The sequence below is a fragment of the Snodgrassella sp. W8135 genome (assembly GCF_016101225.1).
GTDB classification, from domain to species: Bacteria; Pseudomonadota; Gammaproteobacteria; order Burkholderiales; family Neisseriaceae; genus Snodgrassella; species Snodgrassella alvi.
Window position 1 is genome coordinate 35,389 of the sequence record NZ_JACFQX010000002.1, and the last position, 19,384, is coordinate 54,772.

The 19,384-nt window shown below is 36.9% G+C and carries 13 protein-coding genes; 8 read left to right on the forward strand and 5 right to left on the reverse strand.

The window, feature by feature from the left end; translation table 11 throughout:
- Nucleotides 1-5 precede the first annotated feature (5 nt).
- Together H3T75_RS06265 and H3T75_RS06270 are read right to left on the reverse strand one after the other, a co-directional pair.
- On the reverse strand, nucleotides 6-1,436 hold the full coding sequence (locus H3T75_RS06265; RefSeq protein ID WP_198211310.1) for an McrB family protein: 1,431 nt from the start codon (nucleotides 1,434-1,436) through the stop codon (nucleotides 6-8).
- A 306-nt stretch (nucleotides 1,437-1,742) separates the two neighbouring features.
- Nucleotides 1,743-3,842, reverse strand: a complete 2,100-nt coding sequence (locus H3T75_RS06270; protein ID WP_198211311.1) for a M3 family metallopeptidase — start codon at nucleotides 3,840-3,842, stop codon at nucleotides 1,743-1,745.
- 129 nt (nucleotides 3,843-3,971) lie between these two features.
- Between H3T75_RS06270 and H3T75_RS06275 the strand changes: the two genes are divergently transcribed.
- The 3 genes from H3T75_RS06275 to H3T75_RS10960 all read left to right on the forward strand — a co-directional run bounded on the left by H3T75_RS06275 (nucleotide 3,972) and on the right by H3T75_RS10960 (nucleotide 4,981).
- Nucleotides 3,972-4,499: a gamma carbonic anhydrase family protein gene (locus H3T75_RS06275; RefSeq protein ID WP_041879749.1), complete on the forward strand. Its 528-nt coding sequence runs from the start codon at nucleotides 3,972-3,974 to the stop codon at nucleotides 4,497-4,499.
- Between the two features lie 30 nt (nucleotides 4,500-4,529).
- On the forward strand, nucleotides 4,530-4,670 hold the full coding sequence (locus tag H3T75_RS06280; RefSeq protein ID WP_198211312.1) for a hypothetical protein: 141 nt from the start codon (nucleotides 4,530-4,532) through the stop codon (nucleotides 4,668-4,670).
- Nucleotides 4,671-4,855: 185 nt separating this feature from the next.
- Nucleotides 4,856-4,981 carry a hypothetical protein gene (locus H3T75_RS10960; RefSeq protein ID WP_255454304.1) on the forward strand — a complete coding sequence of 42 codons (126 nt, stop codon included), beginning with the start codon at nucleotides 4,856-4,858 and terminating at the stop codon, nucleotides 4,979-4,981.
- 686 nt (nucleotides 4,982-5,667) lie between these two features.
- On the opposite strand, the gene H3T75_RS06285 is transcribed toward H3T75_RS10960, so the two are convergent.
- The 3 genes from H3T75_RS06285 to galE all read right to left on the reverse strand — a co-directional run bounded on the left by H3T75_RS06285 (nucleotide 5,668) and on the right by galE (nucleotide 9,615).
- The gene (locus H3T75_RS06285) at nucleotides 5,668-6,264 is read right to left on the reverse strand and encodes a hypothetical protein (protein ID WP_198211313.1); all 597 of its coding nucleotides are present in this window, start codon (nucleotides 6,262-6,264) and stop codon (nucleotides 5,668-5,670) included.
- Between the two features lie 470 nt (nucleotides 6,265-6,734).
- On the reverse strand, nucleotides 6,735-8,186 hold the full coding sequence (gene tldD, locus H3T75_RS06290) for a metalloprotease TldD (protein WP_198211314.1): 1,452 nt from the start codon (nucleotides 8,184-8,186) through the stop codon (nucleotides 6,735-6,737).
- A gap of 400 nt (nucleotides 8,187-8,586) precedes the next feature.
- A complete protein-coding gene (galE, locus tag H3T75_RS06295) occupies nucleotides 8,587-9,615 on the reverse strand; it encodes a UDP-glucose 4-epimerase GalE (protein ID WP_198211315.1) in 1,029 nt (342 codons plus the stop codon).
- Between the two features lie 1,036 nt (nucleotides 9,616-10,651).
- Here galE and H3T75_RS06300 point away from each other — a divergent pair.
- The 5 genes from H3T75_RS06300 to H3T75_RS06320 all read left to right on the forward strand — a co-directional run bounded on the left by H3T75_RS06300 (nucleotide 10,652) and on the right by H3T75_RS06320 (nucleotide 19,068).
- Nucleotides 10,652-12,130 carry a hypothetical protein gene (locus H3T75_RS06300; RefSeq protein ID WP_198211316.1) on the forward strand — a complete coding sequence of 493 codons (1,479 nt, stop codon included), beginning with the start codon at nucleotides 10,652-10,654 and terminating at the stop codon, nucleotides 12,128-12,130.
- 413 nt (nucleotides 12,131-12,543) lie between these two features.
- Entirely contained in the window at nucleotides 12,544-14,322 is a 1,779-nt protein-coding gene (locus tag H3T75_RS06305; RefSeq protein ID WP_198211317.1) for a hypothetical protein, read from the forward strand.
- A 202-nt stretch (nucleotides 14,323-14,524) separates the two neighbouring features.
- Nucleotides 14,525-16,237, forward strand: a complete 1,713-nt coding sequence (locus H3T75_RS06310; RefSeq protein ID WP_198211318.1) for a hypothetical protein — start codon at nucleotides 14,525-14,527, stop codon at nucleotides 16,235-16,237.
- 187 nt (nucleotides 16,238-16,424) lie between these two features.
- Nucleotides 16,425-18,251, forward strand: coding sequence for a hypothetical protein (locus H3T75_RS06315; RefSeq protein ID WP_198211319.1), 1,827 nt, complete (start codon nucleotides 16,425-16,427; stop codon nucleotides 18,249-18,251).
- Nucleotides 18,252-18,459: 208 nt separating this feature from the next.
- On the forward strand, nucleotides 18,460-19,068 hold the full coding sequence (locus H3T75_RS06320) for a YdcF family protein (protein ID WP_174832480.1): 609 nt from the start codon (nucleotides 18,460-18,462) through the stop codon (nucleotides 19,066-19,068).
- The last annotated feature ends 316 nt before the right edge of the window (nucleotides 19,069-19,384 follow it).

Consider the following 19,384-nt stretch of genomic DNA (forward strand, 5'->3'; position numbering starts at 1 on the left):
TTTAATTAGTTGTTTTGCTGTAATAATATATCCTCGGCTTCCTTAATTTGCTCGGTTCCACGAAACCAGTATTCTTCCAATAAAGGCATAATTTCAGTTTTAACGATAGTGGTAAACCATTTATCAGCTTGATCATCTTTTATGCTTTGACTGGTGGTCAGGTAGCTGTGTCCGATGGTAAATGCAGGACCCAGTGTCTGGTCAGCTCTAATTATTTCGTTCAGATCTCCAATACGCTTTTTCCATTCCTTTAATTTTGCATCTGAAATTCCTGATTTGTTTTTCATATATTTTAGCCACACATTACCGAAATTTGGCTCTAGATTAAAAAAAGCAAAGCGGCGCCGTAATGCAAAGTCAACCATAGCCAGAGAGCGGTCAGCGATGTTCATGGTACCAATGACATACAGATTATCTGGAATAAAAAAGCCTTCTTTTTCATTTCCATAGGTTAATTCCAGTGCTTCCTGTGGATTACGTTTACTGGCTTCGAGCAGTGTTAACATTTCTCCAAAGATCTGTGCCGGATTTCCGCGATTGATTTCTTCAATAACAATCACATAGTTTGCGTCAGGATCATTTTTTGCCTGATTGGCTATATTAAGAAAAGGGCCGTCAACTAATTCAAGTTTGCCATTGCTGGAAGGGCGATAGCCCCGGATGAAATCCTCATAAGATGTATTCGGATGAAACTGGATTGCTTTAATATTTTTAGAATCACGATAGCCAACGATAACACTGGCTAATCGTTTCGCCAGCCAGGTTTTACCGGTACCGGGTGGCCCTTGTAAAATTATATTTTTCTTTTCTTTTAATTTTGTCTGAATACTTTCTAATTTACCTTTGCTGATGAAACAGCCTTCTTTTATTAAATCACTCAGAATATAAGGTTTTCTGGCTATATCCTTTGTTTGCCGTTTGGCATCATTAAACTTCTGCTGATTTTGATTATTCATATCCGACTCATAATTTGTATTATTAAAACGTTCCTGCCAATAAGACATCTGACAAAATTGATCAATATCCTGAGGCTGATCATTAAAAGTGAAATTAATTAATTGATCCGATTGCCAGTTGGTATCTTTATTTACCGGCCAGATAGTTTTCAGACTAGTGTAAAAATACCATTTTTTTTCAGGAGTAGATCTTTGCCAGCTGACTTTCAGAGATTTACCATCACCCGGATTTTCAATAACAGTACCGATGGCTTTAATTTGTGTTACCGGCACAGGATAGCCTTTGTTTTCGAAAGGCAGATCAGATATCTGAGGAGAGACGGATTTGATTGCTACCTGATCGCCGGCAGCTATCAAATGAATTTGCTCAATATCCTTCTTATTATTGCCAGCGTATATCCATTCATTATTACGAATAAAAATATCACTTCGGTTATTATTTGCCTCTAAAAACCAGTAGTTTTGCTTTGTATTATTCATTTTCCCCATCTTTGTAAATGATTACCGGTTGCTGATGAATCATAGCACAGCAATTAAATTAATTAATATTAACTTTAAGTGACATTAGATATGATTAATGTTAATCATAATAAAGTTTAAATACAAATTTTTTTGAAAATAACATTTATAGACAATAACAAACAGCCACCGATAAAATAATTAGCTGTGATATACGCAGATGCCGATAAGTTATCTTTTAATCTGAATGTTTTATTATATTTTAGTTCAAGAAATTGCCATAAAAAACGCGATGTAATCATCGCGTTTTTTATTCTTTACTGAAACTCAGGCAGCTTCATGAAAACCGCAGTGACGTAACAGTGCATCGATTTGCGGTTCACGGCCGCGGAATGCTTTAAAGGATTCCATAGCCGGACGGGAGCCGCCGACAGCAAGTACTTCGTGCCAGAAACGTTTGCCTGTTGCCGCTGCATTCGCTTCTTCTTCAAAAGCAGCATAAATATCCGCAGAAAGCACTTCTGCCCAGCTATAGCTGTAATAACCGGCAGAATAACCACCGGCAAAGATATGGCTGAAAGAATGAGCAAAGCGGTTAAAATCTGGCTGAGGCATCACGGCTACCCGGCGGCGTACTTCCAACAAGGTTTGCTGCCAGTCACAACCCGGATGGCTGTAGATTTCCATATCAAACTGAGCAAACTCCATCTGGCGCAGCATCCAAAGCCCGATCTGGAAGTTTTTTGCAGCCAGCATTTTCTTATAAAGCTCCTCAGGCAGTACCGCGCCGGTATCCTGATGGCAGCTCATGCCGGCAAGCACATCATATTCCCAGACAAAGTTTTCCATAAACTGGCTGGGCATTTCTACAGCATCCCATTCCACGCCATTGATACCGGAAACTCCCAGTTCATCTACCTGAGTCAGCAGATGATGCAGACCATGACCGGTTTCGTGGAACAGAGTCAGGATTTCTTCGTGGCTCAGGCGTGCGGTATTGCCGGCTACAGGCGGCGTGAAATTACACACCAGATACGCAATAGGTGTTTGCAGCTGGCCGGCATGATTGCCTGTTATAAAACGACGGCGGCCGCGGTAATCATTCATCCATGCACCGCCGCGCTTACCGGCTCGTGCATACAGATCCATGTAGACGCCACCGATGATGGCCCCGCCCTGTTCAAGTTCGTAATAGCGAACATCAGGATGCCATACTGGTACCTGTTTTTCGATGAAATGAACGCCATATAATTTATCAATCTGGGCAAACAGACCCGCGAGAACGCGATCAGCCGGAAAATATTTTTTTACTTCAGTCTGGCTGAATGCATATTTAGCCTGACGCAGTTTTTCACTGGCATAGGTCATATCCCATGGCTGTAAATCATCCAGACCGAGATGTTCTCGTGCGTATGTTTTAACTTCAGCCAGATCTTTTTCAGCAAAAGGTTTGGCCCTGCTCGCCAGATCCTGAAGAAAGCTCATCACCTGTTGGGGTGTATCAGCCATTTTGGTTGCCAGCGATAATTCTGCATAATTTTGGAAACCCAGTAACTGAGCTTCGCGTGCGGCAATCTGCAGAATCCGGTTGATATTGGCGGTATTATCCCATTTAGCCTCGCCAAGCTCACTGGCCCGGGTTGAATAGGCATGATACAGCTGCCGGCGCAGTTCGCGATTGTGGGCATATTGCATTACCGCCAGATAATGCGGCATTTGCAGCCCGATTTTATAGCCGGCTTTACCTTCTGCCTGTGCTGCTGCGGCAAACATGGTCAGTGCCTCTTCTGTTAATCCGCTGATTTCGCTATCCCGTGCAAAGTCGGCATCTGTGCTGGTCTGACCGGATGTATTTTCCTGACCAGCCAGTTCTGCGCCATTAGCAAAATACAATGCAAATGCATCAGTGGCGTCCAGAACATTCTGACTAAAAGCTGCGGAAAGCTGCGCACCTTCTGCCTGTAAGGCTGCAAACTCCGCCTGTTCCTGTTCCGGCAGCTCAGCACCGCTGAGAACAAAATCTCTTAAGTCATGGTTCAGTTTGGTTTGCTGTGCCGGGCTCAGCTGTGCATATTCTGCACTGGCTTTGATGCTTTTAAAGCGCTCATATAAGGCCATATCCTGACTAATCGCAGTAAAGAATTCGCTTACTTTAGGCATCAGTGCATTATAGGCCGCACGTAATTCAGGTGTATCTGCCACGCTGTTTAGATGGGCAACAACACTCCAGATACGACCGACACGTTCAGTAATACTAGTTAAAGCTTCTACAGTGTTATTCCAGCTGGCATCAGGCTCAGCTTTCAAGGCGGTGATAGCGGCAGCAGCCTGCTGCATAGCTTCGGTCATTGCCGGCTCAATATCTGCAGCCTTAATGGCATCGAAACGGGGTTCACTATCCAGATTCAACAAAACATTTTCAGACATAGTATTCTCAACAGAAAAATACCTGTAAATTTGCGGTTTTTCAGGTAAATCGGGTGGAAAGAGCAGGAGCTTATATTTATCTTCTGCTATAAATAATATTGCATAATGTAACAGGATAAGGTCAAAAACATGAAAAACAATATTCGTTCTTATTTAGATACGCAACCACAAATTGCCGATAGTTGTTATATAGATGATATGGCTGTGGTTATCGGGGATGTAATTTTGCAGGAAGAAGTATCTGTGTGGCCGTTTGCGGTGATTCGCGCAGATGTGAACAGTATGCGTATTGGTGCCAGAAGCAATATTCAGGATCACTGTATGCTGCATGTCAGCCACAAAACAGCAGCCAAACCGGATGGCTCACCATTAGTGATTGGTGAGGATGTTACTATAGGCCATCATGTTAATCTGCATGGCTGTACGATTGGTAACCGAGTGCTGGTGGGAATTAATTCGATTGTTCTGGATGATGCGATTATTGAGGATGATGTGATGATTGGTGCCGGCAGTCTGGTGCCCCCGCGCAAACGTCTGGCGAGCGGTTATCTGTATCTGGGTTCTCCGGTACAGCAAATCCGCCCGTTAACAGAAAAAGAGCGAGAATTTTTATTATATTCAGCATCGCATTATGTTAGACTCATGAAGAGTTATTAAGTTAACCCTCTAATTAAAGGACTATAAAAAATGAAAAAATTCTTGTCTTTAAGTTTATTATGCAGCCTGCTGGCGTTGGCAGGTTGTGCCAGCGATGGCTCAGGTAAAGAGCAAACCCAGGTGTACGGGGATATCAAAACCGGTGTGGAAACATCACATACCAGTCATTAATTTATTTAGTCAAGTTAATTCGATGTAAATGAGTAGCAGAGTAATATTAAAATAGATGAGTGTCGTAAAATGGGTATTATATGCAGTTGGAAAATGCAAAATTTGCACGGAACAATTGTTATATTAATGAAGTTAAGCTAGATTGTGAAAATAGTTTTTCAAACCAACCGTTAAAGGACACAATGATGAAAAAGCTATTGGGAATTGGTGCCGTACTGGCTGCTCTGTTACTAACTGCCTGCGCTACTACAAATTCTGATACTAAAGCTGCTCCGTACAGTGATGTACAGGCTGCCGTAGAATCTAACTAAGCAGTAGTGATTAAATAAGTGGTTGGATTCGCTGGATAAATAATTCCAGCAAATCCAGCCATTTTTTTGTATAAATTAAGCGGACAAATGCCGGTACAAAAAAATTGACAGATATCATCAGAAACAAAATAGGATTGAATCAAGAGACATCGGCACTCAGAGAAGTGCCGGTTAGCTCTAAATGAGGTATGTTATAGATTGGCATGTTTGAGTGTCTGCGACATTCAAAATCTGTTCAGAAATAAATTTTTATTTTAAAGTTAATGATTTTTTCCGGACTGATTTGGCTAGATATGAGCTGGTCAGAAATAGCCTGAATGCAATAAATATATTATTCACATTGGCGGAAGATCTGCAGCGTATATCAATTCAGACCATTACCTTTAACTTTCAAAACATATGGCTGATAAACATACGCAGTTTAATCAACAGAATTTTTGATAATGGTCTCATCAATAATCTGATAGTAAACAGAAAAATATCACAATACTCTATTGGTTGCACTGATACAGACAATTAAATTACTTGAATAATGTTGGATTTAATATCAGCAAATAAAAATTTTTCCAGCCTTCAGCAAAATGCTTGCAAGGCTGGAGCAGAGCATGATTAGCCCGTTGTATTCCGGAACTGATAAAAGGCAGTCAGACTGCCTTTTATACTGGTTGGCGATTTTAGCAGATCGCTTAATCACCCTTAATAAGTGATGTAGTTGTGCCGTCCGGATGCACTTCTTGCAGAATAACCCCGCATTGGGCTGATGCAGATGCCGCGATAGCCTCGTAATCTTTACCCGGTTCGGCTACAAAAGTAAGTTTGTTACTCTGGCAGGAGGGCTGATAGGAAATGATTTTCCCATCGTTATGAGTATTATTAACATTGGTCAGACCAATAATGGCATTGGATATGGTAATCGGTACATTAGCGGGAATAGTGAATTCACGGTAGTACAGCTTAGACAAATTATGATTATGTCGTTTCATTGTATCCAAAGTAGCCGTTGCCGGTATACCAATGGTGCTGTTACGAGCCAGACCTAATGATGAAGCGAATGCCCCGCCTAAGGAACCACCGGTTGATTCTTTTACCTCATGTCCCTGAAAACTGTATTTCATATTAGTCGGTTTGCCATTCTGCCCGAAGATGCGTATCCGTGCCTGTTGCGCACTATCATCTGAAGCATCCTGTGCCATAGCCAAATTAACATTGAAACTTAAGAAAAAACTGATTATCAGGAATTTTTTCAGGCGGAGTCTGGATTTGTTTTTTTTGATAAAAAACATATGAGTACTTTCTGAATAATTGAGGGTAGAAAAGTTAATAATAAAGTGATGTATCAGAATAATTAACTGATATTACTCTATATTCACATAAATAAATATTATTTATCTGCATAATTTTTTTATAGCTGAAACGGCTCAGCCTGAAAGTGTGATTCAGATTAGTGTTATGAAATGTGTATTAAATTATAATGCAGATTGGTATTAATGCCAATATCATAATAATATGAATCTGATACTTAACGGATTGCTATTTTCCGGTTATTTGCTGCGCGATACTGGCGGATCATTGTAATCAATAGCTGATACCTGAAAAAAGCAGATTTGATTTCAATAAGCGCAATGAGAATATGCATATTAATTTTCGGGAAATTCAGATGTAATTTATAATAAATACGTATCTATCCGCATAAACAAACAGCATAACGGGCACAGTAATTTGTGCCCGTTATGCTGTTTGCTGTTCAGGTGAATTATGTCTGGCTGCCACCCACAGTCAGACCGGCATCAATACGCAGCGTAGGCTGTCCTACACCTACCGGTACGCTTTGCCCGTCTTTACCGCAGATACCTACACCACTGTCCAGACTACTGTTATTGCCTATCATACTAACGTGTTTTAATACTTCCGGACCACTGCCAATAATGGTGGCTCCTTTTACCGGATATTGCAGCTTACCGTTTTCAACCCACCAGGCTTCCGAAGCACTGAATACAAATTTACCACTGGTAATATCTACCTGTCCGCCACCAAAATTAACCGCATACAAGCCTTTATCGACAGAAGCAATAATCTCTTCCGGATTAAGCTTGCCGTTTTCCATATAAGTATTGGTCATGCGCGGCATCGGTGCTGAGGCGTAATTTTCACGCCGGCCATTACCGGTCACAGGGACGCCCATTAAACGTGCATTGGTTTCATCCTGCAAATAGCCGCATAAAATACCATCTTCAATCAGTACCGTACGCTGTGTAGCATTGCCCTCATCATCAATATTCAGCGAACCACGGCGTTCGGCAATATTACCCTGATCAACAACAGTCACACCTTTAGCCGCTACGCGTTCACCTAAACGGCCGGCAAATGCACTGGTTCCTTTGCGGTTAAAATCACCTTCCAGACCATGACCTACAGCTTCATGTAACAATACACCCGGCCAGCCATTGCCCAGTACCACCGTCATCTGACCGGCAGGTGCCGGACGGGCTTCCAGATTGGTCAGTGCCTGAGCAACGGCTGTATCTACATATGATTTAAGCATGGCTTCATCAAAATAACCCAGATCAAAGCGGCCGCCACCGCCACTGCTGCCCTGCTCGCGCCTTTCCCCCTGTTTGGCAATCACAGTAACAGATAAACGGACAAGCGGGCGGATATCAGTGTGTATCCGGCCGTCCAGTCGCGCCAGATAAATCAGTTCATGCTCGCATACCAGCCCGGCCATTACCTGCACAATACGCGGATCAGCAGCTTTTGCCAGTGCCTCCACACGCTGTAATAAAGCCACTTTCTCTCCAGCATCCAGACTAAGCATCGGATTAGCCATTGCATACAGCGGTTTGACTGACGGCAGAGAAGTCAGTCCCACTGAGCGCTGCTGACCGGCCTGCCCAATTGCCCGTACAGCCTGTGCTGCATCTGTTAATGCCTGCACATTCAGATTGTCGGCGTAAGCAAATGCTGTTTTTTCACCACTTACCGCTCGGACACCGACGCCCTGCTCAATCTGAAAACTGCCTGATTTGACCATGCCTTCTTCCAGATGCCAGCTTTCATAGGTACTGCGCTGGCAGTAAATATCAGCATAATCAATATGGTGTGCTCCCATCAGGGAGAGTGCACGGGTAAAATCGGCTACAGCCAGTTCGTTGTCGGCCAGTAGCTGTTGGTGAACAAGTTGCGCGGTTTGAGTTGAGATAGGCATGAGCTGTCAAAAATTAGGTTGTGACAAAAAGCACAGACAGAGAAAGATTTAATCAGAAAAGCAAATTGTGGGCAATTATACCGAAAACAAGCTTTGTCCGCGCGAATGCAGGAATACTTATTATACGCAGATCAGGTGTTGGAATAGAGACCGGAAAAACAAATTGTAAAAATTACCAAATTGTTATTGATAATAATTCTCATTATATTATAATGTGACTCACCAGTTAGTTAGAGATAGTTAACCGGTAATGACCTCAAACATCTTTTATCTAAATCTACTTTCAGGAGCGGCGTAACGATTAGCGTTAAATTTTTGCATCAAAACTCAAAAACCGAAAACACTTAACCCACTGAAACATCAGTGGGTTAAGTGTTTATAATAAGCTGATATTCAGTAATCAGCTTTCATTGTGGCTGTTGTAGCCCTGCGGATTGAGCTGTTGCCAGTGCCATGCATCGGCCATCATACTGGTCAGACTGCGCTGAGCTGTCCAGCCCAGTTGTTCGGCTGCGCGTTCAGGATTAGCATAGCACACAGCAATATCTCCTGCCCGGCGCGGGACAATCTGATAAGGAATTTTTTTGCCGCTGGCCTGTTCAAACGCATGTATGATTTCCAGTACCGAATAACCCTGCCCTGTACCCAAATTATAAATATGTACACCGGGCTGATTATTTGTAACGCGCATGGCACTTAAGTGGCCGTCCGCCAGATCCATTACATGAATATAATCACGGACACCGGTACCATCAGCGGTAGGATAATCGTTACCAAATACCGATAGCTGTGCCAGTTTACTAACAGCTACCTGACAGATATACGGTAATAAATTATTTGGAATGCCATTCGGATCTTCACCAATTAATCCGGATTCATGTGCGCCCACCGGATTGAAATAACGCAGTAATGTCATACTCCAGCGCGCATCTGCTGCCTGTATATCCGTTAACATCCGCTCTACCATATATTTGGATGTTCCGTACGGATTGGTGGTTCCACCGGTAGCCGCATTTTCATCAATCGGAACCGAAGCCGGTGTACCGTAAACTGTAGCTGAGGAACTGAAAACCAGATTGAAAATACCTGCTTTGGCCATTTCTTCAACCAGAATCAGGCTGCCACTGACATTATTATCATAATATTTCAGCGGTTCCCGTACACTTTCACCGACTGCTTTTAAGCCGGCAAAATGCAGCACATGCTCAATACTGTGCTGTTTAAATACCTGTTGCAGCAACGTACGGTCGCGAATATCGCCCTGATAAAAAGTTACCTCTTTACCGGTAATCTGTTTTAAACGCTCGAGTACCACTGGCGATGCATTACACAGATTATCAATAATAATCACATTGTAGCCGGCATTAAGTAATTGTACAGTTGTGTGAGAGCCAATAAAGCCGGCACCACCTGTTACCAGAATAGCCATAAATTATCCGTAATAATTTTTCATCGAAATACAGCAAATAACCGGTATGTAAATAACCAGAAATCCATAAGTATATCTTGTTTATAATCATAGTTAAGCTGATGCGGGGTAGAAGATACACTAAAAAAACCGGTATCTGCTGTATCTTTACAACAGTAAAGTGCTGAGCCGCACAGATGAGGTGACACAACAAAAAATATCCGGTACCTCTGACAAAAGTTATTTCTGTTCAAACGGCAATAACTGAACTGGACAGGAGTGATAAAACGGAAATCTGATAGAGATATGACTTGAAATACAGCGGCAAATAAAACCAGATAAACCATTATGCAGATATAGCAGATAAAAAATCAGATTGAATATTTGCTGAAAACCAGCTACTGATAAATATATAACTAATTAATAAATTGAAAGTTTATATTTATTATTTAATGATATACATTTTAAAAACTAAAATAACTTTTTTGATTTTAGCAATGTTCTTCATAATCGGAAGATTGAGACTTTAATATTTGTGCATGATATTGCAGCTATTAATAAGCAAGTTAAGGATAAGTCATTTTTCTATCGGTTAACTTTAAATACTCATCATTATTCTGAAAAAGATACACAAAGTGAAAATAACTATGATTGTAAACAGCCTTTAATTAAAGACCGGCAAAATGTCTGTCTCAATTTAAATCTGCAGAATCAGTTTTTTAGATTATAGCTAGCGAAATCAACACTAGTGCTTTTAAAGATATACAGAAATTGTGGTACAAGGCGATCATAGCCCGCCTGCGTCTGTTGTATTAGATGAATTTAAAGATAGCTTTAAACCAGATTCGGCACCATTTATACACTTCGGATAAATTAAGCAATTTGTAAATAGCAGGATCGGTAAATATTATTTAACCGATTTTTATATCAATGTTGTATTTAAACTAGTTTAACAGTATAGTATGCAAATATTGTGAATACCAAATATTTCAGCATGTGATTATTAGATTAGCATTTTGTATTTAGTTATCTACTTAATAATATGGGGTATTTAATTATGCAGATGTATATAAAAAAAATAATATTTTTAATAACCTCGTTGCTGCTGGCTTTTTCTCTAAGTTCTTGTGCTAAACACTACAAAAGGGTAAGTATAGATAAGGTCCAGTTAATAAATAGTTCTGACGCCAAGGAATCTTTACATGTCAGTTTACAAATTGATGATTTTTATAATCCTTATTTAACTCATGCAGAAAATGAAGATATTAAACAAAATTTTCCGAAAAAGAATATTAAAATAATAGCAAATTATGAGCCTATAATTGATAAAACAGGCTCCATCATCAAAAAAAAGGAACAAATTAGCGCACCACCATTTTTATCATTAAGGGATATTTTGGGAATTGATAATAAGACTACTGTGTATAAAAAAATAAATCAATATGCATTTGCGACAAATTTAAAAGTTGATAAAGATAATCAAATTATAAACTTTGATATTCCTAATCCTACTAAGAATAACAAGCAAAAATATGTTCTTAAAGGTATTTATCTTCATTATCCAGATTTTCAATTATCAGAAAGTCATAAATTTGGTTCTTTTTGGGACGGATCAGATTCTTATTTACCGATTTTTAAAAATCAAATCGATATCAATAAATTGAAAGGTTCTGTAAATAGATTTATGAACGTGGAACCATTAAATCTTGAAATAAAAACCGATAAGTTTTTTGACCTTACTTCTAATTATGGTAGAACAGAGTTAACTAAAAAAGACTATTTAGCCAGAAATATTGCCTTAAATACCAGTGTTTGGTTTTCAAATGATAAACCAATTAAAAAGAAAGTATTAAGTAATGAAGAAAAAGGTGATTTATTTGATGAAATGACTATCTCCATGGATGGGCAAAAATATGAACATATAGTTATTCCTGACTCAAAATTAAGTTGGTCTGATGCTGAAGATATATATGGTTCTTATGTTAAAGGCAAAACATTTGAAGTTTTACAACTTAAGGGACAACTTTCAAAGTATTCAAAAAAGGGTTATTACGACGGACGACGTGGAAAATGGGTTAAGCAAAAAGGGGATATGGTATATATTGACCAAAAATATGGTTCTCATGTGGATAAAAAAGGTTGTGAATTTGATTATCGAATAGTTTTTGAAAAAGATAATCAACCTAGAAGATATATTTTACACTCATATAAAAGGTCTGAATCAAATAATAAAGAGTTTACAATATTTTCTAATAAAACTTATATATCACAAGAAAATTTGAACTTCTTTGAAAAAACAAAGCAGCGAAAAAAAGAATCCTTTGACTATAGCTTGAGACAAATTCCTGTATTTTATAAAAATTCGGATAAAGAATTTCGTGATCAACTCATACTTGAAAATCAAGACTTAGCACAAGCATGTATGAAGGAAATAGATCATATGAAAAGATTGATGACAATGCCAAAAGAACATCTAATGCAAGAATTTGAGCAATACAAAAAAATCATCAATAAAGAAAACTCGAAACAACGCTAATATAGCTGCATATTAATACAAATAAAGTAAATATATGGGTATTTCATCAAAATTTAATGAATATTACGATTCAGGTTACAGTTTGATTGGGCTGATAAATTAATATATTAGTAAATTACTTACCCTACTGGAGATGATTAATTTTATAATATAGTCTTATTTAATTTTTTATTACTTTTATTTTAACCACAAAAACAGCTCTGGTTTCGGTCAGAATATTTGTATTCGTTTTATTAATTTTTTTTAAAAAACATATGTGCTGAAAAAATCATTAAAACAATGTATACTGAAACTGTATGTAATGATAATTTCAATTATTTATCAGTTAATGCTGCTCTAAGTAGATTGAATCTGAATATTTACATTAAGTTATGGTTAATAAACCTTACCAGTATGATTAACATACTAAATCAATGAAAAATTTTATCGAAATATTAAACCAAAAAGATATTAAATATACAGTTGAAAATGACATTATCCGCGTACCGGATAATCTGTGCTTTTGTCAAAATCCACTTAAATCACTGCCGGATAATTTAATTATTGAAGGTGACCTGGATATCTCCCAAACAAAAATCAGCCAGTTACCGGATAACCTGATTGTCTGCGGTAATTTGGATATCTCCCATACTAAAATCAGTAAACTGCCGGAAAATATGATTTTTCGCGGGGGGCTGAATATATCTGGTACACAAATCAGAGTGTTACCGGAAAATTTGGTGGTTCAGGGCAAACTTATCGCCTCTCGTACCAAAATACAAGTTTTACCGGAAACGCTAATTGTTGGTGGTGCGCTGGATTTATCCTATAGCTATATTCAGTCGCTACCAGAAAATCTGACAATAAACGGTAATTTATATTTACAGAATAGTTATATACTGGAATTACCGGAGAATTTGGTTGTTGCCGGAGACCTGGATGCCTCTTCAACCAGAATAACCCGATTACCAGAAAAATTTACGATAAAAGGCAGTCTTTGTCTGGAAAAAAGCGGTATCAATACTCTGCCTGCTAATCTGCATATAACCGATGATCTTGATTTGAGTAATACCCGTATCACAAAGTTACCTGAAAATCTGAAAGTAGATGGTAGCCTGATTCTGGCTGCCTCCAAAATTAAGAAATTACCAAAGAATATCCAGGTAAAAAATAATTTAAACTTACGTTTTACAGAAATCAGAAAATTACCGGATAATCTGACGGTGAACGGAGATCTGGATTTATCAGGAACAAAAATTAAAAAATTACCTGCTAATCTAAGAGTCAATGGATGTTTAGGGCTAGAAAGCTGTGTAAAAATCAATCAGTTACTTAAAAATTTTAGAGCTATATGCACTAGTCTGGATTTGTGCTTTAATAAAATCAAAAAAATACCAGAGAATTTAAAAATCCAATCCAATCTGTATTTGAATGAATGCAAAATCAAAAAATTTCCCAAAAAAATGAATATAAACGGAAATTTGAACCTGGATGACGCAAAAATAAAAAAATTGCCTGAAAGTTTGCATGTTGGTGGCAATTTATCTCTTTTGCTGGTACCGATTAAAAAACTACCTAAAAAACTTTCAGTAGGAGGTGAGCTGTATTTATGGGGTTGCCGAGTTAAAAAAATTCCCAGTCATGTTAATGTAGTCAATGGGCTGGACTTAACTTTGACTAACGTAAAAAAATTACCTCAGGATCTTACCGAGATAAAAAATTTGGTAATAGAGGAAACTAAAATTACCCGTTTGCCTGATAACCTCAATGTTGAGGATTGTCTGGATCTGAATAATAGCCGGATTAAAAAATTACCCCAAAATTTGCAGGTTGGTAAAACATTACTGTTAAATAATACCCGGATTAAAAAGCTACCGAATAACCTGAAACTTGATCATGGTATAAACCTGAAAAAAACTTCAATCAGATTTTTGCCGGAAAATCTGGAGCTCAAATGGTTAAGCCTTGATCTTAAAAAGATTAAAAATATTGCTTACCGGAAAAATTGTACAGCTAAAAGAAAAACCATTTTTGCAGCTTATTTGAATGGTGAATACAAAATCTTTCAGAATGAATACCTGATTGGTACCCTGCAAGAGTATGAGCAATTTGTTAACCAGAGATTTATTGATCCGCAGGCTGGTAAACTTAAACAGGCAGCCAAGGATTGCGTAGAGCAATTGCAGAAAAAACTCAGTACTCATAAAACTTAATATATTGAATACTGGCTGACAATAAAACCAGACCGGATAAAGTCAAAGTACTTATTCAGCTTTGTAATTTTTTAATTAGAAATAGATATTTATACTGAAAATATATACTGAAACTGCATGATATTAATACCAGCTTTCTGGAAATGTATGCAACTAAGTTACCTTCCCTTAATTTTTACCAGTATGCTAACATACTAAATCAATGAAAAAATTTATCGAAATATTAAATCAAAAAAACATTAAATATAAGGTTGAGAATGATGTTATCCGGGTACTGGATAATCTGTGCTTTTATCAACCCTGTCTAAAATCACTGCCTGACAATTTAATTATTAAAGGCAATCTGGATATTTCTCAAACAAAAATCAGAAATTTACCGGATAATTTGATTGTCTATGGGAATCTGAATCTATCTGGTACAGAAATCAGTATATTACCGGACAATCTGGTGGTTCATGGAGAACTAAACGCCTCTTATACCAAAATAATTACATTGCCGGAAAAGCTTATAATAGGCGGTGCATTAGATTTATCCTTCAGCTATGTGCAGTCGCTACCAGAAAATCTGACAATAAACGGCAATTTATCTTTACAAAATACTTATATACTGGAATTACCGGAAACTTTGATAGTTGCCGGAGACTTAGATATTTCTTCAACCAGAATTACCCAACTACCGAAAAAGTTTACTATCAAGGGTAGTCTTAATTTGGGTCATACTGATATCACAAAGTTACCTGAAAATCTGAAAGTAGATGGTAGTCTGATTCTGGCTTCCTCCAAAATTAAGAAATTTCCAAAGGATGTACAGGTAAAAGCTGATCTGGATTTACGCTATACGGAAATCAGAAAATTACCGGATAATCTGACGGTGAACGGTAATCTGGATTTGTCTGGAACAAAAATCAAAAAATTACCTGCTAATCTAAGAGTCAATGGATGTTTAGCATTGAGAGGGTGCAGTACAATCAATCAGTTACTTAAAAATTTTAAAGCTACTTGCATTAGTCTGGATCTAAGTTGTAATAAAATTAAGAAAGTACCAGAGAATTTAAAAATACAATCCAGTCTGGACCTGAATAGCTGTAAAATCAAAAAATTTCCTGCAGAGCTGACTGTAAAAGGGAATCTGGATTTATTGGAAGCAAAAATCAAAAAACTGCCTGCAAAGCTGACTGTAAATGAAAATCTGAATCTGGAGGACGCAAAAATCAAAAAATTGCCTGCAAAGCTGACTGTTGGCGGACAATTATCTATTGAAGGGACGTCAATTAAACAATTACCTAAAAATCTTTCAGTGGGAGGTGAGCTAAACTTATCGGGTACCAAAATTAAAAAAATTTCCAGTCATTTTAATATAGCGAATGGAATAAATTTAGCCTGTACACCAGTAAAAAAGCTACTCTCGAATTTTACTGAGATAAAAAATTTATATATTAACATAACAAAAATTTCTCGCTTGCCTGATAATCTCCATGTTTGGGAGAATCTTGTATTGTGTAGCAGCAAAATTAAAAAGTTACCCAAAAATTTGCAGGTCGGTAAAAAACTGCTGTTAAATGATACCAAAATTAAAAAATTACCCGAAAATCTGAAACTTGAAGAAGGCATCGACCTGAGAAAAACTCAAATCAGATATCTGCCGGAAAATCTTGAGCTTAAATGGTTAAGTCTTGATCTTAAAAAGATTAAAAATATTGCTTACCGGAAAAATTGTACATCTAAAAGAAAAACTATCTTTGCAGCTTATTTGAATGGTGAATATAAAATTTTTCAGAATAAATCCCTGATTGGTAATCTGAAAGAATATGAGCGATTTGTTAACCAGAGATTTCTTGACCCGCAGGCAGGTAAGCTTAAACAGGCAGCCAGAGATTGCGTAGAGGAATTGCAGAAAAAAATCAGAATTAATTAACTTAATGTACAAAGTACTGGCCGACAGCTGCAAAAAATGCTGAATTTGCCAGTACGTGACTCAGATATATTTGGCCGGCAGTAATTTATTAAAAATAGCATAAACATATTTTGTACTGTTTTTAATTTAATTTCATCCGATTGGTTTGTATTAAGTGGCTTAAGCTGAAGACACAGAGAAATAAGTTATGGAACAATTTATCATATATTTAAATACACAACAGATTAAATACAGTATTGGGGATAATTCAATCACAATATTGGAATCTCTTAATCTGGCTGAAGTGAGAATCAAACATTTACCGGATAATCTTATTATTAACGGTGATCTCAATTTGCGATTAACAACAATAAAAAAATTGCCGGATAATTTAACCGTAAATGGTGATTTATGTGCGCGCGCAACTAAGATTAAAGCGTGGCCAAAAAATTTAAATGTAAAAGGCTCTATAGATTTATTACGTACCAGAATTGCATCATTACCAGATAATTTAACCGTAAATGGAGATTTGAATTTAGAACAAACACCTGTTAAATCATTACCTGCTAATCTGAAAGTAAAAGGAAATTTGGCTTTGCAGGGGTCGCATTTTTGCAATATACCGGAAAGATTCGATGTAGCTGGTTCTTTAAATTTGTCAGATACGAAAATTGACAGATTACCTGATAATCTGAATATACAGGGTGATCTGAACATTGCCCGTACCAGAATTAAAAAATTACCTGAAAATTTATCTGTAAGCGGAGATCTCCATTTAAGCAGAACAAAAGTTAAAATATTACCAGATAATCTTGACGTTACGGGTGATTTAGATTTAAGTGATACACGGATTAAAAAATTGCCTGTAAATTTAAAGGTTGGGGGTAAGTTGGATTTATACGGTACCAGAATAAAGAAAATACCAAAAGATTTAACAGTAACCGGTGGCATTGCTTTAGGAGGCTCTAAAATTAGAAAGTTACCCGATAATTTAACTGTTAACGATTATTTGGATTTGGGTTTTACAAAAATCAAAAAATTGCCGGATAATCTGATTGTAAACGGATATCTGGGATTGCGCGCTATTAAAGTCAAAAAATTATTAAAGCATTCAAATGTACAATGCACAAGTCTGGGTTTAGATGGTGCCAAGATAAAGCAACTGCCTGCCAATATAGAAGTAAAAAACAGTTTATATTTGAGTTATACCGAAATAAAACAGCTACCGGATAATCTTGAATTAAAAGGTGATCTGACTTTACGTTATGTCCCTATAAAAAAGTTGCCGGATAATTTGACTGTTGGCGGATATCTTGATCTGAGCTGTACCAGAATCGAAACATTGCCTGAGAATTTAAAAGTTGCCGGTAACCTTAATTTAAGTTCTTCAAAACTAAAAAAATTACCGAAAAATTTACATATTGGCGGTGATTTAGACTTACATAATACAAAGATTAAAAAAATTCCGGATAATTTAAATGTGAATGGAACTTTAGATTTATTCAGAACGAAGATTAAGAAGCTTCCAAAAAATTTATTTGTAAAAAATGAGTTGTTTTTGAGTAATACCAGAGTTAAAACATTACCTTCTGGTTTAAAAGTAGAAGGAGATCTCTGGCTGAGTTCTTCCTCAATTAAAAAATTGCCAGACAATTTAAAATTAAATGGCGATTTATACTTGCAAGACACTAATATTAAGCAATTACCAAAAAATTTATTTGTAAAAAGGCAGTTATCTATCAGGAATACTAAAATCAGTGTATTGCCGGAAGATTTAATGTTTGGCTCAATTGAACTGGATATAAAAAAAATAAAAAATATAGTTTATAAAAAATGCCATTCAATAAAAGCCTTTATTTTTACAGTTTATTTACAGGGAGAAATAAAACTTGTTTACAATGGGAGTCTGATAGGTAATTTGGAAGAATTTGAACAATTTACAAATAAACTATTTTTAAAAGCTGAAGCTGATGAGTTTAAACAGATGGCCAGAGATTGCGCAGCGCAATTGAAGCAAAAGCTGTCTCTTGAATAATCATGGCAGTTTTATCAGCGGTTATCAATTAATAGCGGAAGACAGGAATTATGTTTGGATATTCATTGCAAAATTTTGAGTAATAAAATCGTAGCTGTTATTGTGGATAAAATGCTGATTAGTTGCTATAGTTCCTGGCATATTTTACGTTATAGCGTTATTTGTTTTCAATTTATAGAACTGATTAACAATTATTTTACGGATAGTTATGAATAAAAGCATTATGAATATTTATAAATGGGTTCATTGGTTTGTAATAATTGTTTTAGCTTATTTTATTATCTGTAATGTCATTATTCATCTCTACGCCCGGCAAAAAGCAGCAGACAATGCTGATACTATGGTTATCTTAGGTGCTCAGGTAATGGGTAATCCTGCAGTACCTCATCCTGTTTTAAAAGGGCGTTTAGATAAAGCTCTGGTTTATTTGAAAAATAACCCTAATACCAAAGTAGTTGTTTGCGGAGGACAAGGAGAAGGCGAGCCGGCAACAGAAGCAAGCGTTATGGCTGGTTATTTAATTGATAACGGGATTGATGCCTCAAGGGTTTATCTTGAAGATAAATCAACACGTACTGCTCAGCAGTTTGTTTATGCGAATAAAGTATTACCATTAGGTAAGACCGTGGTAGTTACCAATGATTTTCACTTATTGCGTTCTATTATGTTAGCTAAAAGATCAGGAGTAAAAGATGTATCCGGCTTATCTGCACCTTTAAGTTTCAGAAATTACAGGAACTACATTTCTCTTATTAGAGAACCATTAGCTCTGATTAATTCATGGTTGTTCGATCATCCCCTGAATAATGATAATTAGAATACAGATAATTAAAACATTGAAAATACTGGGTTGATGGTAGTCAGTTTATAGTATTGAATTAGAATAGATACGGTTATTATTAACCGGTATAACCATCAGCTGTCTTAGGGATAATATAAACGGAAATACTGTTGAAGTATTCCGTGCAAGAAACTTGTGTCTATGAAATTGAATCTATTTATGCAGTTTGACATAATTACTTTTTAGTAATTTTTGAATTAGAATCGGTAGCTGATATATATTAAATTTAAAATTTCGTAGTTTATCTGGAGATATATCGGAATTGATTCTTTGTCAAAATAGATTGTATGTA